Below are 21,446 nucleotides of genomic sequence, written 5' to 3' on the forward strand. Positions count from 1 at the left end.
ATTGCTTAAAACTTAATCTATAAATGCATCTATAAAATTAATAAAGTATGCTAAGCCATTTTTATGACCTTCTTCTGGAGTATTTAAAATAACTTTAGTGGTAGATGTATTCCCCTTTAATTTACCTGTAGTAATTAAAAGATCTTCTGTATTACTGGTTAAAAAGTTAATTTTTCTTTTAAACTCTCTAGGTAACTCATTAACTGGTATTTGAGAAATTATATTTTTACCATTAACATAAGCTGCAGAAGTATTTTTACTAATATTTTTCTTGTGTTCACCACTTACACTACCTTTAAAACTACCATTTCTAATGGCCAACAACTGGTCTTTAGACGTTGCAAAAAACAACACTCCTTTAGCGTGCATTGCATATACATTTACAGGTACACTTCTTGGTGTGTTAAACTTATAAATACCGTTATCTACCGTCATTTCGTTTTCTTTAACAGCAATATTCATAAGCTTGTTAAAAATACTTTCTCCGTTAGACGTAGCCATAAAAATAAAATCTGGTACCGTTTCTTCTTTAGTTTTCTCTATTGGAATTCTATTGTAGTTTTCATCATAATCATATGTTGTATATGTTACTTGCTTTTTAGCAATATCATTAACAACAAACAACATATCTCCTCTAACCAATTCACCAACAGCCTCTTCATCTAAAAATACAGATAATAAGTCTGCTCCAAGTGGTATTACAGTTGCCATTTCATTATTTGTAGAGTTAGCAAACATAGACTTCATAAGTTTTGGATACTCTGTAAGCAAACCTTCTGTACTTGCATTAACAGACATATAACCCAGCATTTTATCTTGGTTAAAATATTTATAAAAATCTTTATTCATTTTACCATTGTACATAGCTTTAGCGTGTTTTGCCATAGCATTACTCATAGTATAATCTATGTTTAAAACAGCACTAGTGTTGGTAAAATCTAAGGTAGAAGACACAGAAGAGTTTCTATACAATTCTTCTACATTATACATACCAAAAGCATTACTAAAACCTTGAGTAACTACTAACTCTTGGTAAAGATTCATAAAATCTCCAGCCCAAGCGTGCGCCTCAAATTTTTGAGTTCCCAAACTTGCTGTATAACTTTTATTACTTAAAATGTTATTAGACTTATGGTTTCCGTTAATAAAATCTTTTACCTTTTGTAAATTACGTAACCTTGCTTTTTGATTTTTTGCTATCCTTTTTGCTTCTCTTTCTTGTCGTTCTCTTTTGTAACGCTCTTCTCTTTTTTTATAGTAATCATCATTAGAGTATGTTGCTTCTTCAGTAGATTCAATTACTGTTTCTTCTACATCTTCTATTTCTACCTCAACAACTTCCTCTACATATTCAATTTCTTCTACCTCAGTTTCTTCTACTTCTGAAACTTCAATTTCAACCTCTTCAATAGCCTCTTCAACATCTGCCTCATTATTATAACTGTAGTAGCTATAATCTGTATCATTATTAATATCCTCAGATACTACTATAAGAATCATTTTATTATTCCAAGCAACTGTACTACCGTCATAGTTACTCTGAAAATAGGTGATATCGCCATCAGTTTTTATTTTCTCTGTACTACTGTTATTTTGCCTCATTAAATTCTCAAAAGCATTTTTGGAACGCAATGGAATAGCAAAATAATTTGTAAATACTCCTTTCTCTGCTTGTAAAAAATAATATAGGTTAGCATTATAATCTATACCTAAATCGTTTAGGCTTGTTAAATCTCCATTAGATTCTCTGGTTAACTCTTTAACCATTTCCTGTCCTATTTTAGAGTTTTCAAACTCTTTAACAGAAAATAAGTCTGTAATATTGCTTCCTTTTATAGTAACTACTGCTGCCGAATTTGCAGGTATATTTTGTATTAAATCTTGAGCTTGCATTGTATATGCAGCACAACAAATGGTTAGGCTTAATAATAGTTTTTTCATTCTGTTTTAATTGTTGATTAATTGTATGGTATTTTCTAAGGTTTGTTTGCCGGTTATTAAAGACAATGCAGGTACACGCATAAATACTGCCTTCTTGTTTGGAGCTATTTTAGCACCTGAATTAGACACACTTTTTACAGATGAATTAAACCTATAAATTGTTGTGTAACTGGCATCATTAAAAATTTTTTTGTCTTCTGACTTAAGTGAGTTGAATTTTCTTTTTATACTATCATCATATTTAAAATGTCTTTTAAATTGATGATTCATATTGTTATATGAAAAATTAGTTGTGCTAAAACTGGTTTTTTCTCTTCTATTTTGGTTGTTAATCATTTCTTTAAAAATTGAATTAACATTTGCTACAGATTTAAAATCACATGCTATAGAAAATATATAATTATCATAATCTACACTTTTTTCTATGTTAGATATACCTTCTGTTTTTTTTAAGTGATCTACTGCATTTTTAATTGCCAAATCTATATCTGCCTTAGAAGGAACTTTATATCCGTTTACACTATCTAGGAGCATTACAGAAGCTAATTTAGATTTACTTTTACTTAGGTTTGCAGTTACCGTTATACGCCCGCTACCGTCTTTATTAAAGCTTATTTCTTCTAAAATTTCAAAACAACTTGTACAAAGCAATAGTGAAGTAAACAACAGCGTATAGGTGAAAAATTTTTTAAACATATAAATTGACATAAATTATAATAGTAAACTGTTATTTAATGTTAAAATTGTAATTAACACTATTTAATTAGTTAGACTACGGTAACGTTTATATGTTACGCTAAAGAAGAAATTATATGAGACCAGTTTAATTTTTTAGCATAATCTAAAGCTGTTAAACCGTTATTTGTTGTGGCGTTTTTATCTGCCCCCAACTCTAACAATATATTTACAGTAGTTTTGTTACCCGCAATTGCTTGCCTATGTAAAACCGTATAACCAGCTTCATCCTTGGTTGTAAGCTCTTCTGGATTTTCTTTAAAAAATTCTAAAAACTTATCTGCTGTGTTTACACACATTGGATGCTCTACAAGATTTTCAGGGTTTTCTGCTTGGCCATTAACCAACATAATTTTATTAAAATCGCCAAAATCTAAACCCCAAGCGTTATCATGTTGTTTTCTTTTTTCATCGCTCATACCAGACCTTAAGGTATGTATTGTAAAGCCACCATATGTTTTACCTAATGTTGCAAACATCCAATCGCTTATTTTAGATCTACTGCAACTAACAGTATCACCTTCTGTCACATTTGTTAATTGCATTGGGTTGTTAGCTAAAACGCCAGTTATATTTTCTCCGTCAAAACTTATATTGCGCACCCACATATGCTCTATAGTTGGCTCACTTTCTCCTTTAAAAGTTTGTTCAAAAGGAAACTTTACAATGGCCAAGTCTAGGCCAGGTATAACTCTCCTGTACTCCCAGTACATTTCTCTCCAAAAATACTTAAATGTTTCTTGTGCTTTTTTAAAGGCTAATGACATTTCATCATCTTGTTTTGCAAAAAATATATTATTATCTGAATTACTCATAAGTACTTTTAATTTTTGTGTAAAGTTATATGCAGCAAAGATATAGGCATTACACAATAGCAAATACCCTGTAAACCGTGAAAAGGGATGAGCTAGTTATCACCAAAAAAAAGCTCCGATAAAATATCGGAGCTTTTTAATTTATTCATCGTCTTTGCTAGGTTCCATAACAAAATCTTCCATAAAGGCCGTGGTATAATTACCCGCCAAATAATCTGGATGATCCATTAATTGCCTATGAAAAGGAATTGTAGTTTTTACACCTTCAATTACAAATTCATCTAAAGCACGTTTCATTTTATTAATAGCCTCTTCTCTGGTTTGTGCTGTTGTAATTAGCTTAGCTACCATAGAATCATAATAAGGAGGAATAGTATAACCGCTGTATACGTTTGTATCTAAACGCACACCGTGTCCGCCTGGTGTATGTAATGTAGTAATTTTTCCTGGAGAAGGTCTAAAATCATTTCTAGGATCCTCTGCATTAATTCTACATTCTATAGAGTGCAATTTAGGGTAGTAGTTTTTACCAGAAATTGGCACACCACCAGCTACTAAAATTTGCTCACGTATTAAATCGTAATCTACTACTTGTTCTGTTATAGGATGCTCTACCTGTATTCTGGTATTCATCTCCATAAAGTAAAAGTTACGGTGTTTATCTACTAGAAACTCAATTGTACCAGCACCTTCATACTTAATGTATTCTGCTGCCTTAACAGCTGCTGCTCCCATATCATCACGCAGTTTATCGGTCATGAAAGGAGAAGGTGTTTCCTCTGTTAATTTTTGGTGACGTCTTTGTATAGAACAATCTCTTTCTGATAAGTGACACGCTTTACCATATTGGTCACCTACAACTTGTATTTCTATATGTCTAGGTTCTTCAATAAGTTTTTCCATATACATAGCACCGTTTCCAAAAGCAGCTGTAGCTTCTTGTACGGCACTCTCGTAAAGAGCTTCCATTTTATCTTCAGACCAAACAGCACGCATACCTTTACCACCACCACCAGCAGTTGCTTTAATCATAACAGGATATCCCATTTTTTTAGCAACTTTTTTAGCTTCAGCAACATCTTTAAGTAAACCGTCTGAGCCAGGTATTGTAGGTACACCAGCTTTTTTCATAGTTTCCCTAGCACTAGCTTTATCACCCATACGGTCTATATGCTCGCCAGAAGCACCTATAAACTTAATGTCATGTTCTGCACATATTTTAGAAAACTTAGAGTTTTCTGATAAAAACCCATAACCAGGGTGTATAGCATCTGCATTAGTAATTTCTGCTGCTGCTATAATATTTGGTATTTTTAAATAAGACTCGCTACTAGGAGCAGGACCAATACATACGGCCTCATCTGCAAACCTAACATGCAAACTCTCTTCATCTGCCTTAGAGTAAACCGCAACCGTTTTAATTCCCATTTCTTTACAGGTCCTAATTATACGCAGCGCAATTTCTCCCCTATTTGCAATAAGTATTTTTTTAAACATCTTATGAAATTTTAAATTTTAATTCTAAATTCTAAAAAACTAAAAGTATTTAGTGTCTAAAATTTCTTATGATGGATCTACTAAAAATAAAGGTTGGTCAAATTCTACTGGAGAAGAATCATCTACCAATACTTTTACTATTTTACCTGAAACCTCAGATTCTATATCGTTAAAAAGTTTCATTGCCTCTATTACACAAAGTACATCGCCTTGTCCAATAGTATCACCAACCTCTACAAAAACTGGTTTGTCTGGAGATGGTTTTCTATAAAAAGTACCAATAATTGGCGACTTAATTGTTATGTATTTATCTTCTTTACTAGCTTCTGGCGCAGGTGCGGCCTCTGGTGCAGCAGCTGGTGCAGGTGCAGCGGCAGCTGGTGCCATTGGCGCTTGCCCCATAGGTATTTGCTGTAAAATAGTAGTCTCTCCACCAGAGTTTAAAGCTCCTGTTCTAATGGTAATTTTAATGTCTTCCATCTCTAATTTAACTTCGCTAGCTCCAGATTTTGCTACGAACTTAATTAAACTCTGAATTTCTTTAATATCCATAAAAATTAGATTTTGTTTAGTTGTAAGTTTTTATTTTTAGTTTAAGAGTTATAGGCCCATTTTAAGAAAATAGAACCCCAAGTAAAGCCACCACCAAAAGCGGCAAATACTAAATTGTCTCCTTTTTTAAGTTGATTTTCGTAATCTGCTAATAAAAGTGGTAGTGTAGCAGAAGTTGTGTTTCCGTATTTCTGAATGTTCATCATTACTTTAGATGGCCCTACACCCATTCTACTAGCTGTAGCATCTATAATACGTTTATTGGCTTGGTGTGGTACCAACCAGTCTACATCTTTTTCTTCTAAATTATTGCGTTCCATAATTTTAGCAGATACCTCTGCCATATTAGAAACTGCGTATTTAAATACGGTTTTACCGTCCTGAAAAACGTAATGTTGTTTATTTTTAACTGTTTCTTCAGATGCTGGCAAAATAGATCCACCTGCATCAATTTTTAAAAAGTTACGGCCAATACCGTCAGACCTTAAGTATTCATCCTGAAAACCTAAACCTTCTTCATTTGGCTCAAAAAGTGCAGCACCTGCACCATCACCAAAAATTATACACGTTGTTCTGTCTGTATAATCTAATATAGATGACATTTTATCTGCACCTATTAACAATACTTTTTTATACCTGCCAGACTCTACATAACTACTAGCCGTAGACATACCGTATAAAAAACTAGAGCACGCTGCTTCTAAATCAAAAGCAAAAGCATTAGTTGCACCAATTTCTGAAGCTACATATGCAGCAGTTGCCGCTACTTGTAAATCTGGTGTTGCTGTACCAACTATAATTAAATCAATTTCTGTTGGTTTAATACCTCTTTTTTGCAGTAAATCTTCAGCTGCTTTAATTGCCATAAAAGAAGTTCCTTTACCTTCTTCTTTTAAAATTCGCCTTTCTTTGATACCTGTTCTGGTGGTAATCCACTCATCATTTGTATCTACCATTGTTTCCAACTCTTTGTTAGTTAAAACATAGTCAGGAACATACTTACCCACTGCAGTTATTGCCGCTGATATCTTACCCATATATAAGTTTGATTTTTTAATCAAAAATTTTAAAAAAGTCTAAAAATCATGGAAAATTAGTCAATTTTTACGACTTTTTACCAAAACTGACTTTTTTTTGACGAAAATTGATGAAAAATAAAAAAACCCTCACTTTTACGGTGAGAGTTTTAAATATTGTACAAAAGTAGAATTAAGCTACTGCCTCTTCTGCTTTGTCAATTAAAATTTGTCCACGGTAGTATAATTTACCTTCGTGCCAGTGAGCTCTGTGATACAAGTGCATTTCTCCTGTTGTTGCATCTTTTGCAATTGTAGGAGCTACCGCTTTATAGTGCGTTCTTCTCTTGTCTCTTCTGGTTTTTGAAATTTTTCTCTTTGGATGTGCCATTATGAAACTTTATTTATCCGTTATTAACTTTTTTAATGCGTCCCATCTGGGATCAATATCTTCTTTATTTTCCTTCTCTTCTTTTGGTTGTAGCTCTTGTAGCTTATCTACGGCTTTAGATCTTAAAGTACCATCCAAAACTCCTGGATGAACTCTTTTAGATGGAACGGCCAATACCAGCATTTCGTATAAATATTGCGAAATATTAACCTGATGCTCTCCGTGAGGAATTATCAGTATTTCTTCATTCTCATCATTATACTCTTCGCCAAACTTAACTACTAACTCTAATGTAGAGTTTATAGCTTGGTCATAAGCTTCACTAGATACATCACAGAAAACATTAACTGTTCCTTCTGCTTTCATCTCTAGCTCTAACATTGTACTCATTTTATTTAATTGTACCTCAATATGTATATTGGCATCATTAAACTCATTGTACTCAAAAGATTCAAAGAACTTATTGTCTATATTATACTCAAAACTGTGCTTTCCCTGCTTTAATCCAGAAAAAGGAATGGAATACTCCTTTAGCTTCATCATAACAACACTATATTTTAAAGTACCAGCCTCGTTAAAGGCGGGTGCAAAGATATTATTATTTTAATAAAACCCAACTAAAAAATTGTAAATATATTATTACTTAATAGTTTAGGTATTGTTTTGCCCTATTTTAGGGCTTAATTTTGTTTAAATCTAGAAAAAATATCTTACTCTTTTCTCTTTAAACGTTGTTTTTTTAACGGATTTTGAGTTAGCTCTGCATATTCTTGCCTGTTTTTAAAGATTTTTAACGCTGTAAATACAGCTTCTTTAAAAGAACTATGGTCTGCTTTACCTTTACCTGCTATTTCATAAGCTGTGCCATGATCTGGTGATGTACGTACCTTATGTAAACCTGCAGTATAATTTACTCCTTTACCAAATGATAATGTTTTAAAAGGTATTAAGCCCTGATCATGGTATGCCGCAAGTATTGCATCAAAATTACTATAAGCATCAGACCCAAAAAAGCTATCTGCAGAATAGGGACCAAAAACCATTTTACCTTGGTTTTTTAACTCGGTTACTGTTGGCTTTAATACCTCATCATCCTCTTTACCAATTACACCATTATCTCCACTATGCGGATTTATACCTAATAATGCAATTTTAGGTTTTTGTATGGCAAAATCTGCTTTTAAAGAACGTTCTATAGTTGCTACTTTTTCTTTTATTAACTTAGGTGTAATTGCTTTTGCTACATCTTTAACAGCAATATGGTCTGTTAATAAACCTACTTTTAATGTATTTGTTACCATAAACATTAAGCTACTGCCACCTAATTCTTTTGCTAAGTAATCTGTATGTCCTGGAAAATTAAATTCATCAGACTGAATATTATTTTTATTAATAGGAGCCGTAACTAATACATCTATTTTATCTTCTTTTAAAGCTTTTGTTGCCGCCTGTAAAGATTTTAGAGCATATTTACCACTTTCTTCTGTAGGAATACCAAATTGTGTTTTTGGTATTTCTTTCCATACATTAACTACATTAATTTTGTTATCTACAGCTTTGTCTGCATCAGGCACACCATTATAATTAATATTTAAGTTTAGTTCTTTTTTTTGAAAAGAAATGGTTTTGTTTGATGCAAAAATAACAGGAGTACAAAAATCTAACATTCGGTTGTCTTCAAAAGTCTTTAAAACAACTTCACAGCCAATTCCGTTTAAATCGCCTATAGAAATTCCTACCTTAATTTTTTTATCTTCTTGCATAATTCAACTGTATAATGTCTAAATTTACACCGCAAAACTACTTAATTAAAACGATATGTTTACTGGCATTATAGAAACTTTAGGGAAAGTAACCGCATTACGTAGAGAGGATACTAACCTACACATTACTATACAATCTACTTTAACACCAGAACTTAAAATAGACCAAAGTGTTGCTCACAATGGAGTTTGCCTTACTGTAATTGCTATAGAAAATGACACTTATACAGTTACTGCTATAGATGAGACTTTGCAAAAAACAAGTATTGGAGCTTTAAAATTAAATTCTACCGTAAACTTAGAGCGTGCTATGATATTGGGCACAAGATTAGACGGACACATTGTGCAGGGCCACGTAGACCAAACTGCTATTTGTACTGCTATTGAAGAGCAAGATGGCAGCTGGATTTTTAATTTTGAATACGATGATAAATACAATAACGTAACTATTGAAAAAGGTTCTATTACAATAGACGGAACTAGCTTAACCGTTTTTAACTCTGGTAAAAACACATTTAGCGTAGCCATAATCCCTTATACTTTTGAAAACACTGTTTTTAACACCTACAAGGTAGGTACAGTTGTAAACCTGGAGTTTGATGTTATTGGAAAATACGTTGCTAAGCTAATAGCAAAATAAATTTTATAGGTGTAGGCTATTATTAAAAAATAGCCTACATCTACAATTGTAATTTATAAAATATTCTTCTTCATTTTACTCCATGTTTTTATTAGGAGCAAACCAGCTAATATAGCAACACCTGTAAATAGCATTCCTTTTGTTGTTTGTCCATAAATCCAATATCCTGTAGCAAACATACATGTGTATATAAGTACACAACCTAATACCATAGCTCCTATGCCAGAAGGAACACTCCATTTTTCATTTGGGTTTACAATATTTATATTATCTGCTTTAGCGTTATCTACCACTTTTTTCCAACCTGGGCCTCCTGGCTGTATTTTTATATAAAAACTATTTAAGACTTTTTTAGACTCTGGTTTAGTCATAAACGTTGCTGCTACCCAAATTATGGTTGTTACTAACATCACAAATGGTATTTGAAACCAATCTGGAAAAACTCCTTTATCAACTTCAAAAAGATAATTACCAAGTGGCGTAACTTTTAGTAAGATAGATAAGACTCCAGATGCAAACATAGCCGAAATCTCTGTCCAAGCATTAATACGCCACCAAAACCAACGTAAAATAAAAATTAATCCGGTACCAGCTCCAAACAATAATAACATATCAAAAACCTCCATTGCATTTTGCATTAACAATGCTAAGCAAGCACTTAAAATCATTAACACAACAGTAGATAATTTACCCACCGCTACCAATTGTTTTTCTGATGCATTTGGATTTACTTGCTGTTTGTAAAAATCATACACTATATATGATGAACCCCAATTAAGCTGGGTAGAAATTGTACTCATATAAGCAGCTATTAAAGATGCTAAAACCAAACCTAATAATCCGCTTGGCAACTTTGTTAGCATTGCCGGGTACGCTAAATCATGTCCCAATTTATCTGCACCTATATTAGGAAAAGCTTCTGCAATACTTGCTATATCTGGGTAAACAACTATAGATGCTAAAGCCACTAAAATCCAAGGCCAAGGGCGCAAAGCGTAGTGCATAATATTAAAAAAGAAAGTAGCTCCTATTGCATGGTTTTCATCTTTTGCGGCTAACATACGTTGTGCAATATAACCGCCACCACCGGGTTCTGCTCCTGGATACCAAGAACTCCACCATTGTACAGCTAAAGGAATAACTAATAAGGTAATTACAGCATTTGTATTGCTAAAATCTGGCAAAATAGACAATTTCCCTTTCACACCTTCATGCGCTAATAGTTTTGTTACTCCGCCTACTTCTGGTAAATTAACCAAATAGTAAGCAGCGCCTATAGCGCCACCCATTGCTACAAAAAACAATAAAAAATCTGTATAAACAACACCTTTAAAACCACCTAAAGCACTAAAAGTAACAGTTATTAAACCTGCACTTACAACGGTTTGCCAAGGCTCTAACCCAAGCATAATACCTCCTATTTTAATTGCCGCCAATGTAACTGCAGACATTGTAATTACATTAAAAATAACACCTAAATATATTGCTCTAAATTTCCTTAAAAAGCTGGCTGGTTTTCCGCCATAACGCAACTCATAAAACTCTAAATCTGTACTAACATTAGATTTACGCCAAAGCTTTGCATATACAAAAACAGTTAACATACCTGTTATTAAAAAAGCCCACCATACCCAATTACCAGATACACCATCTTTCCGTACAATATCTGTAACTAAATTTGGGGTGTCTGTAGAAAATGTAGTTGCCACCATAGACAAACCTAATAACCACCAAGGCATAGTTCTGCCAGATAAAAAATATTCTGATGAGCTTTTTCCAGACTTTTTAGAAACCACAACTCCAATTCCTAAAACAATTGTAAAAAACCCTATTATAAGGCTATAATCTAACGCACTTAATTCCATTTTTTAGTAGTTGGTTAATTAGTAAAGATATTATTTTTTGCAATACTTTTGTTTTTTTTAGCTAAACGCCAATTATGAGTTTATTACTAGTTACCCATATTTCTACAACCACTTGGATATTGGCTTTTGCTGCTGCATTTGTTATGGGTATTTCTAAGTCTGGCTTAAAAGGGATATCTATAATAGTAGTTACCTTAATGGCATTAGCTTTTGGCTCTAAAGCATCTACAGGGTTACTTGTGCCTTTATTGGTTGTTGGAGATATTTTTGCTGTGGTTTATTATAGTAAATATACCCAATGGAAATATATTATAAAGTTTTTACCTTGGATGGTTTGTGGTATATTAATAGGCGTACTTATTGGTAAAGACTTACCAGAGGCCTCCTTTAAGTACTGTATGGGTGGTATTATATTAATTACCGTTGTGATGATGCTTTGGTGGGATCAAAAAAAATCTAAAAATGTACCAACACATTGGACATTTGCTGGCTCTATGGGCTTGCTTGCTGGTATTACTACTATGATTGGTAATTTGGCTGGTTCTTTTTCTAACATTTACTTTTTAGCAATGCGTTTACCTAAAAATCAATTTATAGGTACTGCAGCTTGGTTGTTTTTAATAACTAATGTATTTAAACTTCCGTTTCATATTTTTGTTTGGAATACGATTACCAAAGAATCTCTAATTTTAAATCTAAAACTATTACCTGCAATTTTTATTGGCTTTACAGTTGGCACCTTTTTAGTAAAGTACATTAAAGACAAATTTTTTAGGAAAATGATACTAATTCTTACGGCTATAGGTGCTTTGCTAATCTTGCTTAGATAATAATTGCTTTTTTGGGTAATAGTATTATATTCATAAAGAATTAATGATGTTTTCTATATCCCCTATGAAAAATTTAACCTCGCTTATTTTACTTTTCTTTATTAGTTGTTACGTTATTGTTGGACAAAATCTTTTTCCACCTATACACAATTATAAAATATTTGATTACAATGCTGCTAGTAAAAATTGGGGATTAGCCACTAATAAAGATGGCGAGTTATTTTCTGCCAATAATGCTGGTTTATTGCATTTTAACGGCGAGGAATGGAAACTTAACGCCTTACCTAGTAAAACCACCATACGATCTGTTGCTGCTATAGAAGACAAAGTTTACACAGGATCTTATGAAGAATTTGGATTTTGGAAAAAAGATAACCTAGGGGTTTTACAATACACATCATTAACGCATCTTATAAAAAACCACGTATTTACTAGTGAAGAGTTTTGGCAAATTATACCTTATAACAATGCAATTGTTTTTAGATCATTTTCTAAAGTATATGTGTACAAAAACAATAAAATAACGGTAGTTAAAGCAGATATTATTGTTAACAATATTGCAAAACACAACAACCAAATTATTGTTGCAGGTGGTGATGATGGTTTGTTTTATTTAGAAGGAGACACCTTAGAACCCCTTGTCTTAAAAAACAACATTTCTTTTGTAAATAAAACTGTTGTAGATATGGTTTCTACTAAAGAAGGTTTGTTAATTGGCACCAAATTAAACGGTTGTTACTTAATTAAAAATAATGAAATTAATGTTTGGAGTAGCACTATTAACGACACATTAAAGCAACATCAGCTTAATAAAATTATGGTATTAAATAAGCACAGCATTGCTTTTGGCACTATAAAAAACGGACTCTTTTTATACAACAATAACACAAAAACCTATAAAAGCATTAACCGTGAAGTAGGGTTACAAAACAACACCATTTTAGCTATGGTTGCTTTTAAAAATCAGCTTTGGTTAGGGTTAGACAATGGTATAGACCACATTCAACTAGACCACCCTATTACGTATTACACAGATTTTACTGGTGTTTTAGGTACTGTTTATGACATTGCTTTGTACAACAATAAAGTATACTTAGGCTCTAATACTGGTTTGTATTATGTAGATAATGATGTGCTACATTTTGTAAAAGGCACTCAGGGGCACGTTTGGGATATTGCAGTTGTAAACAATGAGCTCTTTTGTGGCCATAATACAGGTACATTTAAGTTAAATAAAGATGGCTTGGTTAAGGTATCTAATATTTCTGGAGGCTATCAAATAGAGAAAATACCTGAGGACAAATCATCCTTTTTACAGGGTACTTATACCGGAATAGCAAAATACAGTAAAGATGATATTAACCAATGGACTGTAGAACGATTAAAAGGCTTTAATTTACCAGTAAAAAAATTGTGTTTTGAAGACTCTAACACACTTTGGGTTGCTCATCCATATAAAGGTTTTTACAAACTAAAATTAAATAACACCTATGACTCTGTAATTAGCTCTAAAGAATATAACGGAAAAAATGCTCCTAATAAATACAATGTAAAACTCTACAATATTAAAAACCAAATTGTTTTTTACAGTCAGGGAGAGTGGTTTAAATACGATCCTATTTTAGACAAAATTGTAACGCTAGAGGAGTTTAGCTCATTTAAAAATAATGAGTTGTTGTATTACAATGATGATCATTTTTGGTTTATAGACAATGAAAACAGTAAAAAAATTACTTATACCAATTTTAAGGAAGACAATATTATTATTGAAAACCAAAGCTTAAAAAAACGTATAATTCCTGAGGCAGAAAATATTATTAAAGTAAACGACTCTACATTTTATTTTACCCTTGTAGATGGTTACAGTCAAATAAACTTTAACAAGTTAAACAATCAGTTAAAAGATAATAACAGGCTACCAACTCCTAAATTAGTGAGTTTTAATGGTAAACAAAATAGTTACCCAATACATACAAAAAACATAACATTGCCTTTTAAAGATGCTAGTAATATTAGTATTAAAATTGCTTCCTCTGGTGTTATGCACCCCAAATATTACTATAGTCTAGATGGTAAAGATGCACAGTTTGCCCAATTAGATAATGGCTTTATATCATTTCAAAATTTAAGTTACGGTAGTTACATTTTAGAGGTTTATGGTGTAGGTATTGACAATAAAAAATCTGAACCAAATGTTATTAATTTTACAATAAAAGCACCTTGGTATTTATCTGGCCCGGCACTGTTAATTTACCTTTTACTTATAATAGCTGCAATACTTCTTATTAGAAAATATAACAAACACAAACTAAACCTAAAACACAACAAACTTAAAGAACGTATGCAAAAGGAGCAAGATGAAAAAATTGCACTTTTAGAGAAAGAAAAACTAGCAAAAGAAGTAAAACTTAAACAAAAAGAATTAGCAAATACCACACTAAATATTGCCAAAAAGAATGAAATTATATTAGACCTAAAAAACTTATTAACTCAAAATAAAGACAAATTTCCAAATCAACAACGTTATAAATCTTTTATGAAAAGATTAAATAACTCTGTAAACAATAAAGAAGATTGGAAACGTTTTGAAATGAATTTTAAAGAACTACATAGTGACTTTTTTGAGAATCTTTTAAAAGAATACCCAAAGCTTACCCCTAAAGATTTAAAACTGTGTGCTTACCTTAAAATGAACCTTTCTACCAAAGAAATTGCACCATTAATGGCCATTACTGTTAGGGGCGTAGAAATACATCGTTACCGTTTGCGTAAAAAATTAAATATAGATAGTTCAGAGAACATATCTAACTTCTTAATAACCTTTAAATAAAGGTTTTTCTTTCAAAAACAGCTTAACAATTACATAACATAGAGTACATCATTACTACATCAAACTGTTAAAAGTGCACAAATAAAAAGGATGTAATACTACTGCAAACCATATTATTGGCGGTGTGTAGCGTAATTTTAGTATTGATGTAGTTTTTATGTAGTTATTAAAACCTTAGCAAATACGCTCTTTTATTAATTTAGTAAAAATCTAACTCAATTTTTAATGTATTATGAAAATACTCAATCAAATATTATTAATCTGCTTTATTCTGTTTGGGATGGCTGCCTACGCCCAAGAGAATATAACAGTTAAAGGACAAGTAGTAGACAATAATGGCACTCCTTTATTAGGCGCTAGCATTGTTGTAAAAGGTACTACAACAGGAACGCAAACAGATTTTGATGGTAACTACCAATTAAACAGCGTTCCAAACAATGCAACTTTAGTTATTAGTTATATTGGTTTTATTACTTCAGAAATTGCTGTAAATAATTCCAATACAATTAATGTAACGTTAGAAGAAGATGCAGAGTCTTTAGATGAAGTTGTTGTAATTGGCTACGGTGAAATGAAGTCTAAGGATTTAACCTCATCTATAACCACTGTTAAAGCCGAAGAACTTGCTGCTGTACCAACAGGCTCTGCAATGCAGGCCATGCAAGGTAAGGTTGCAGGTATGCAAGTAGTAAGTAGTGGTTCTCCTGGGCAAGGACCAACTATTAGAGTAAGGGGTATAGGGTCTTACAACACAGGTGCATCTGCTCCTTTGTATGTTGTAGACGGTATGTTTTTTGACAATATAGATTTTTTAAATACAGCAGACATAACATCCATTTCTGTTTTAAAAGATGCTTCTGCATCTGCAATTTATGGTGTTAGAGCTGCAAATGGTGTTGTTTTAATAGAAACAAAATCTGGAGCATTTAATAAAAAAGCAGAAATTACATATGATGGCTACACTGGTTTCCAGGTTGCACAAAATGTTTTAAAAGTTGCTAACGCAGAACAATTTACAACCTTAGCGTTAGAATCTGGTTCTGCACCAGATGCAAACTATATTCTAAATGCTATGCAGCGTTACGGCCGTAGTAGAGTTAACCCAAATATACCTAATGTTAACACAGATTGGTATGATGAAATTATAAGACCTGCCTTAATACAAAACCATAGTATTGGTGTAACTGGTGGTAGTGAAGATGTTAGTTATTCTGTAGGGGCTAATTACTTTGGACAGCAAGGTATATTAGACACTAAAAATGAATATGAGCGTTTTAACTTAAGAAGTAAAATAGAGTTTAATGCAAACGACTGGTTAAAAGTTGGTGCTAACACGGTAATTAGTAACGCTACTAGGTATGATGGCGACAACTCTGCTTGGCGTGCTGCTTATTTTGCTGTACCTATTTTACCTGTATATGATGAGGCTTTAGCTAACAACCCAGATGTTTTCCCTACAAACTACGCTAATGCTCAAGACTTAGGCTACAGAGGTGGCCAAAACCCTTTTCCCCTTTTAGATTTTAATGAAAATAGAACAAAAATTAGAAATGTACTTGCTAACTTTTATGCAGAAATAGACGTTATACCTACTAAACTTAAGTTTAAAACTGCATACAATCACAACTACCAAACTTTTGAAAACAGAACCGTTAATTTACCTTACTACATTGGAGATAGTTTTCAAAGACCAGACGCCTCTTTAACAAAAAGTAACACTACAATATCTAATCAAATCTGGGATAACACTTTAACTTATAAAGAATCTTTTGGTAATCATGATGTAACTGTTTTAGCTGGTACTTCGTTTAGAGACGAGTCTTATCAGTTTTTAACAGCAACCGGATTAAACTTTCCGTTGTCTGGTGAAGAAGCTTATTATTTAGACCAAGCACAAACTATTGTAGAAAATAGTGTTGGTGATGGTGGGGCAAGAGAATATGGATTCTCTTATTTTAGTAGAGTATCTTATAATTATGATGGTAAATACCTGCTTTACGGAACCTTTAGAGCAGACGGAACTAACAAATACCAAGAAAAATGGGGGTACTTCCCTACTGTTGGTGCTGGTTGGGTAGTGTCTGAAGAACCTTTTATGCAAAACAATGGTGTTTTTGACTTTCTTAAACTACGTGGTAGTTGGGGTAAATTAGGTAATGATAATGTTGCAGGCAGTAACGGTTCTATTACTTCTTCTGTAGTTACAACTGCGTTAGGAGACACTATGTTTAGCGGTTTAAACACAGGTAGTGATTTTACTTCTTTAAAATGGGAAGTTACAGAGGAAACTAACATTGGTATAAATGCTAGTTTTTTAGCCAACAATTTATCTTTAGAGGCAGATTATTATGTTAGAGATACAAAAGACGCCGTTATCCCTGTACAAAGACCATTAATACCTGGTTCTACCAGACAAAACGTAGGGGAAATTAGAAACTCTGGTTTTGAGATGTCTTTAAACTGGAGTAAAAAAGTATCAGATGATTTTAGTTATAACATTGGTGGTAACTTTGCTACACTTAAAAATGAAGTATTAAGTTTAGATGGCCAACAATACATAGATGCTGGCTCAGCCGAATTTCGTCAACGTTCTATAGTTGGTGAACCTCTTTACGCCTTTTATGGTCGCGAGGTTGTTGGCATTTACCAAAACGAAGCAGAAATACTTGCAGATCCAGTTGCTGTAGCTAATAACTTAGTTCCTGGAGATTTTAAATACAAAGAAAACGGTGGAGATCCTACTACTATTGATGATGATGACCGCGTAGTTTTAGGGTCTTACTTACCAACATACTCATACGGATTTAACTTTGGGTTTAACTACAAAAATTTTGACTTTACGGCTACTGCTTCTGGTCAAGGTGGCAACAAAATACTTAACCGTAAAAGATTAGAAGTAATTTTTACTAGTGATACTAACTGGGACAGAGACTTTGCTGTTAACCGTTGGCACGGTGAGGGTACTACAAACTCATACCCATCTGCAGCAGCAGTACGCAAAGGATGGAACCAAAAATTAAACGATTACTACGTAGAAGATGGTGACTACTTTAGAATTCAGAACATAACACTTGGGTACACAATTAATAAAAACGGAGAATTAAAAGGTATTCCTAAAACCCGTATTTACCTAACAGCAGAAAAACCATTAACCATATTTGGCTATAACGGGTTTAACCCAGAGGTTGCTAATGGTGTAGATAACCAAACATATCCTATCCCTGCAGTTTATACAATGGGAGTTAACATTAAAATATAAGACTTATGAAACTGTATAAAAAACATATATCACTTCTACTTATACTAGCATTTATTGCATCAGTGTTTGTTGGGTGTTCAGACAAGTTAGATGAGCCACAGGAAAACAACAACTTTGCTGGTGGTACAGATTTTACAAAAACCGAGGATATGATATTGTCTATCATTGGTGTTTACGATGCTTTTCAATCTCGTGGATGGGAACAACCTTTATTAATTTCTGTTCGTGGAGACGATGTTAATGCTGGTGGTTTAGGTGACCAACAAGATTTTGCCGAAACTGATCTTTTTAATTATAACAAAGATTATTGGATGTACAATTCTCTTTGGGAAAACGTATATGTAGATGTTATTACAGCGCATACAGCTATGGAACAAATAGCACGTTACCAAGAGTTTGCAGATGCAGACGGTATTGATAAAGGAAACCAATACATTGCAGAAGCTAAAGTTTTAAGAGGAATGATGTTGTTTCAAATTTCTCAGGTTTGGGGAGACGTTTTTATTCCAGAATCCTCAGACACTGGCGCACTTTTAAACGTTACAGAGTTACCTACTAAGGATGAGGTTATGCAACATATATCTAACCAGATGGATGAAGCAATTTCATTTTTACCAGACGCAAGACCTAATGAGCGTATAGATATCCCTGGAGGGGTCACAAAATATACTGCTTTAGCTATAAAAGCATTGGCTAACCAAGAACTTAAAAATTACCAAGAAGTTGCTGCTGCAACTGGACAAATAATTAATTCTGGTAAGTTTAGTTTATTTACAGATTATTATGAGCTTTTTAAAACTCCTGGTAAATTAAGTGATGAGAGTATTTTAGATTTACAATATTCAGATTTTGGACAAGGTGAAGGTGATAGAGAAGGACATTTGTTTGCTCCTTATGGCCCGCAAAACTGGACTCCGGCTGTTACTGGTGCTGCATCTGGCTGGGGTTTTTATGAGCCTAGCTTAAAATTTATAAAGTTTATGTTAGACCGCGGAGAATCTGTACGTTTAGAAACTAGTGTGCTATTTACAGATCGTGGTATTGCAGAGCTTCAAACAGACCCTAATTACAGTACTTTACCAAGTTTTGTAACTAATACTACTAGAGATGGTGATGTTATAAACGACTATTCTAGAGCCCTTTTTTCTAGTGGTAAACACTATTTGCCATCAAACCAATTAATAGAAGGCAGAACAGAATATGGTAGTAACAAAAACTACAATGTTATACGTTATGCAGAAATTCTATTAATGTATGCAGAAGCCATTACACAAGGAGCAACAGCAACTTCTATAACTGCAGATAATGCTGTAAACCTGGTAAGAGAAAGAGCTGGTATGGCATCTCTTACAGGTGTAACATTAGACAATGTAATAGATGAAAAATTTGCCGAACTAGGTATGGAATGGGGCAAACGCTATTACGATATGGTTAGACTAGGCAGATTTAGCGAGTTAAGCTATGACGGAAGAACATTTTCCGAAGACAAAGTTTACCTTCCTTACCCACAACCTCAGGTAGACCAATTTCCAATTTTAGGGAACTCATCAAACTAAAAAACTAAACGCAATGAAAAATTTAAAATACATTTTAACCTGTATGGTTTGCACATTGTTTTTCTATTCTTGTGACCAAGGTATAGATAACATAACGCAAGTAGCTGCAGGTACAGATGAAACTGCTCCAGAAGTTAAAATAAATTACCCTACAGAAGGTACAAAAATTAAGGTGCTAGACATTGTTACTTCTATTGTAATAGATTTTGAAGTTACAGATGATATAGAAGTTGCATCTATAAATGTTGCCATAGATAATAATACAATACAATCTTTTACAAGTTTTAAAGACTATAGACGTGTTTTAATAGATGATCTTGTTTATGATAATTTAGTTGATGGCACACATAAACTAACAATTACAGCAACAGATGTAGAAGGTAAAACCACTGAAGCTTCTGTAAACTTTGAAAAAGAACCTGCCTATACACCATTGTTTGCCGGAGAAACCTTATATATGCCTTTTGATGGTGATTATATAGATCTTATTGGTTTACAAGCAGCAACTAAAGTTGGCAACCCTAATTTTGCTGGAGAAAGTGTTGTTGGCACCAATGCATATGCAGGCGCTACAGATGCATATTTAGAATATCCTACAGAGGGTTTAATTGGCGCTACAGAGTTTAGTGCTTCATTCTGGTATAAGGTAAATGCTAGTCCAGACAGAGCGGGTATTTTAATTATTGGTGATGATGCAGAAGACCGTTTTCAGGGTATAAGATTATTTAGAGAAGGTAATGGCGCTGAGCAAAGAATAAAAGCTAATGTAGGTACAGGAGCAGGAGAAAGCTGGAATGATGGTGGCGTTATTAATGTTGCAGAACAAGAATGGGTATATATTACACTTGCCGTTTCTGCTACCAAGAGTACAATCTTTTTTAATGGTGTTGCAGTAAATACTGCAGATTTGGCAGCACCTGTAGATTGGACAAATTGTAATACTGTTACTATTGGTGCCGGCGGAGATACTTTTAGTTACTGGGACCATAAGTCAGACAACAGTGCTATTGATGAGCTACGTTTCTTTAACGAAGCACTTACCACTAGCGATATAGAAAATATGATAAACGTTACTAACCCTTACACAGGTGTTTATGATGGGGAAATGTTCTACGCTGCTTTTGATAACGACACAAAAAATAAATTTACGGCTCAAGAGGCTACCGTAGTTGGTTCTCCAGGATTTGCAGATGAAAGTGTTATTGGTAGTAACGCCTTTGCAAGTACTACAGATTCTTATATAACTTATCCTGCAAATAACTTATTAAGTGGCTCAGAGTTTAGCGCAACTTTCTGGTATAAAGTAAATGCAACCCCAGACAGAGCTGGAATTTTAGTTATTGGTGATGATGCTGATGATCGTTTTCAAGGACTAAGGTTATTTAGAGAAGGTAGTGACACAGAACAAAGAATTAAAGCAAATATTGGTATTGGTACTGATGAAAGTTGGAATGATGGTGACATTATTAACGTTGCAGACCAAGAGTGGGTATTTGTAACCTTAGTTGTTTCTGCTACAAAAAGCACTATTTATTTTGATGGTGTTCCTGTTAATTCTGCAGACTTAGCTGCTCCTATAGACTGGACAGGTTGTGACCTTATAACAGTGGGTTCTGGTGGTGAAACATTTAGTTACTGGGATCATAAGTCAGACAACAGTGCTATAGACGAACTACGCCTTTACAACAAAGCACTTTCACAACAAGAAATACAGTCTATTAGAGACGCAGATTTATAATAAATACATTTTTAGTTA

16 protein-coding genes are annotated in these 21,446 nt (G+C 33.3%); 6 read left to right on the forward strand and 10 right to left on the reverse strand.

Annotated features, from left to right (window positions below):
* Positions 1-12: 12 nt before the first annotated feature.
* From BFJ87_RS11045 to pdxA, 9 genes are all read right to left on the reverse strand, one after another.
* Positions 13-1,941, reverse strand: a complete 1,929-nt coding sequence (locus BFJ87_RS11045) for a hypothetical protein (RefSeq protein WP_077404239.1) — start codon at positions 1,939-1,941, stop codon at positions 13-15.
* Positions 1,942-1,947: 6 nt separating this feature from the next.
* Positions 1,948-2,637 carry a hypothetical protein gene (locus BFJ87_RS11050; RefSeq protein ID WP_077404434.1) on the reverse strand — a complete coding sequence of 230 codons (690 nt, stop codon included), beginning with the start codon at positions 2,635-2,637 and terminating at the stop codon, positions 1,948-1,950.
* Positions 2,638-2,732: 95 nt separating this feature from the next.
* Positions 2,733-3,491 (reverse strand): DUF2314 domain-containing protein, encoded by a 759-nt coding sequence (locus BFJ87_RS11055; protein ID WP_077404242.1) that lies wholly within the window; start codon positions 3,489-3,491, stop codon positions 2,733-2,735.
* A gap of 141 nt (positions 3,492-3,632) precedes the next feature.
* Positions 3,633-4,988: an acetyl-CoA carboxylase biotin carboxylase subunit gene (accC, locus tag BFJ87_RS11060; protein WP_077404245.1), complete on the reverse strand. Its 1,356-nt coding sequence runs from the start codon at positions 4,986-4,988 to the stop codon at positions 3,633-3,635.
* A 66-nt stretch (positions 4,989-5,054) separates the two neighbouring features.
* Positions 5,055-5,540: an acetyl-CoA carboxylase biotin carboxyl carrier protein gene (gene accB / locus BFJ87_RS11065; RefSeq protein ID WP_077404248.1), complete on the reverse strand. Its 486-nt coding sequence runs from the start codon at positions 5,538-5,540 to the stop codon at positions 5,055-5,057.
* Between the two features lie 41 nt (positions 5,541-5,581).
* The gene (locus BFJ87_RS11070; protein ID WP_077404251.1) at positions 5,582-6,577 is read right to left on the reverse strand and encodes a beta-ketoacyl-ACP synthase III; all 996 of its coding nucleotides are present in this window, start codon (positions 6,575-6,577) and stop codon (positions 5,582-5,584) included.
* Positions 6,578-6,749: 172 nt separating this feature from the next.
* On the reverse strand, positions 6,750-6,947 hold the full coding sequence (rpmF, locus tag BFJ87_RS11075; RefSeq protein ID WP_013620844.1) for a 50S ribosomal protein L32: 198 nt from the start codon (positions 6,945-6,947) through the stop codon (positions 6,750-6,752).
* A 9-nt stretch (positions 6,948-6,956) separates the two neighbouring features.
* Entirely contained in the window at positions 6,957-7,490 is a 534-nt protein-coding gene (locus tag BFJ87_RS11080; protein ID WP_077404254.1) for a YceD family protein, read from the reverse strand.
* Positions 7,491-7,657: 167 nt separating this feature from the next.
* Positions 7,658-8,710, reverse strand: a complete 1,053-nt coding sequence (gene pdxA, locus BFJ87_RS11085) for a 4-hydroxythreonine-4-phosphate dehydrogenase PdxA (RefSeq protein ID WP_077404257.1) — start codon at positions 8,708-8,710, stop codon at positions 7,658-7,660.
* A gap of 55 nt (positions 8,711-8,765) precedes the next feature.
* Here pdxA and BFJ87_RS11090 point away from each other — a divergent pair, with 55 nt between their 5' ends.
* Positions 8,766-9,350: a riboflavin synthase gene (locus BFJ87_RS11090; RefSeq protein WP_077404259.1), complete on the forward strand. Its 585-nt coding sequence runs from the start codon at positions 8,766-8,768 to the stop codon at positions 9,348-9,350.
* A gap of 53 nt (positions 9,351-9,403) precedes the next feature.
* On the opposite strand, the gene BFJ87_RS11095 is transcribed toward BFJ87_RS11090, so the two are convergent.
* A complete protein-coding gene (locus tag BFJ87_RS11095; RefSeq protein WP_077404262.1) occupies positions 9,404-11,215 on the reverse strand; it encodes a sodium:solute symporter family protein in 1,812 nt (603 codons plus the stop codon).
* A 74-nt stretch (positions 11,216-11,289) separates the two neighbouring features.
* Here BFJ87_RS11095 and BFJ87_RS11100 point away from each other — a divergent pair, with 74 nt between their 5' ends.
* From BFJ87_RS11100 to BFJ87_RS11120, 5 genes are all read left to right on the forward strand, one after another.
* Positions 11,290-12,045, forward strand: coding sequence for a sulfite exporter TauE/SafE family protein (locus BFJ87_RS11100; protein WP_077404265.1), 756 nt, complete (start codon positions 11,290-11,292; stop codon positions 12,043-12,045).
* Positions 12,046-12,109: 64 nt separating this feature from the next.
* On the forward strand, positions 12,110-14,875 hold the full coding sequence (locus BFJ87_RS11105; protein WP_077404268.1) for a helix-turn-helix and ligand-binding sensor domain-containing protein: 2,766 nt from the start codon (positions 12,110-12,112) through the stop codon (positions 14,873-14,875).
* Positions 14,876-15,107: 232 nt separating this feature from the next.
* Positions 15,108-18,134: a SusC/RagA family TonB-linked outer membrane protein gene (locus tag BFJ87_RS11110; RefSeq protein WP_077404271.1), complete on the forward strand. Its 3,027-nt coding sequence runs from the start codon at positions 15,108-15,110 to the stop codon at positions 18,132-18,134.
* A 5-nt stretch (positions 18,135-18,139) separates the two neighbouring features.
* Positions 18,140-19,690: a RagB/SusD family nutrient uptake outer membrane protein gene (locus BFJ87_RS11115; protein WP_077404274.1), complete on the forward strand. Its 1,551-nt coding sequence runs from the start codon at positions 18,140-18,142 to the stop codon at positions 19,688-19,690.
* A 13-nt stretch (positions 19,691-19,703) separates the two neighbouring features.
* Positions 19,704-21,428, forward strand: a complete 1,725-nt coding sequence (locus BFJ87_RS11120) for a LamG domain-containing protein (protein WP_077404277.1) — start codon at positions 19,704-19,706, stop codon at positions 21,426-21,428.
* Positions 21,429-21,446: the final 18 nt, after the last annotated feature.

It is taken from the genome of Cellulophaga omnivescoria, from assembly GCF_001999725.1.
Classification (GTDB): domain Bacteria; phylum Bacteroidota; class Bacteroidia; order Flavobacteriales; family Flavobacteriaceae; genus Cellulophaga; species Cellulophaga omnivescoria.

What these genes read in the sequence shown, in the direction of transcription:
- BFJ87_RS11045 (WP_077404239.1), bottom strand. Translation starts at nt 1,941, where the DNA reads ATGAAAAAACTATTATTAAGCCTAACCATTTGTTGTGCTGCATATACA.
- BFJ87_RS11050 (WP_077404434.1), bottom strand. Translation starts at nt 2,637, where the DNA reads ATGTTTAAAAAATTTTTCACCTATACGCTGTTGTTTACTTCACTATTG.
- BFJ87_RS11055 (WP_077404242.1), bottom strand. Translation starts at nt 3,491, where the DNA reads ATGAGTAATTCAGATAATAATATATTTTTTGCAAAACAAGATGATGAA.
- accC (WP_077404245.1), bottom strand. Translation starts at nt 4,988, where the DNA reads ATGTTTAAAAAAATACTTATTGCAAATAGGGGAGAAATTGCGCTGCGT.
- accB (WP_077404248.1), bottom strand. Translation starts at nt 5,540, where the DNA reads ATGGATATTAAAGAAATTCAGAGTTTAATTAAGTTCGTAGCAAAATCT.
- BFJ87_RS11070 (WP_077404251.1), bottom strand. Translation starts at nt 6,577, where the DNA reads ATGGGTAAGATATCAGCGGCAATAACTGCAGTGGGTAAGTATGTTCCT.
- rpmF (WP_013620844.1), bottom strand. Translation starts at nt 6,947, where the DNA reads ATGGCACATCCAAAGAGAAAAATTTCAAAAACCAGAAGAGACAAGAGA.
- BFJ87_RS11080 (WP_077404254.1), bottom strand. Translation starts at nt 7,490, where the DNA reads ATGATGAAGCTAAAGGAGTATTCCATTCCTTTTTCTGGATTAAAGCAG.
- pdxA (WP_077404257.1), bottom strand. Translation starts at nt 8,710, where the DNA reads ATGCAAGAAGATAAAAAAATTAAGGTAGGAATTTCTATAGGCGATTTA.
- BFJ87_RS11090 (WP_077404259.1), top strand. Translation starts at nt 8,766, where the DNA reads ATGTTTACTGGCATTATAGAAACTTTAGGGAAAGTAACCGCATTACGT.
- BFJ87_RS11095 (WP_077404262.1), bottom strand. Translation starts at nt 11,215, where the DNA reads ATGGAATTAAGTGCGTTAGATTATAGCCTTATAATAGGGTTTTTTACA.
- BFJ87_RS11100 (WP_077404265.1), top strand. Translation starts at nt 11,290, where the DNA reads ATGAGTTTATTACTAGTTACCCATATTTCTACAACCACTTGGATATTG.
- BFJ87_RS11105 (WP_077404268.1), top strand. Translation starts at nt 12,110, where the DNA reads ATGAAAAATTTAACCTCGCTTATTTTACTTTTCTTTATTAGTTGTTAC.
- BFJ87_RS11110 (WP_077404271.1), top strand. Translation starts at nt 15,108, where the DNA reads ATGAAAATACTCAATCAAATATTATTAATCTGCTTTATTCTGTTTGGG.
- BFJ87_RS11115 (WP_077404274.1), top strand. Translation starts at nt 18,140, where the DNA reads ATGAAACTGTATAAAAAACATATATCACTTCTACTTATACTAGCATTT.
- BFJ87_RS11120 (WP_077404277.1), top strand. Translation starts at nt 19,704, where the DNA reads ATGAAAAATTTAAAATACATTTTAACCTGTATGGTTTGCACATTGTTT.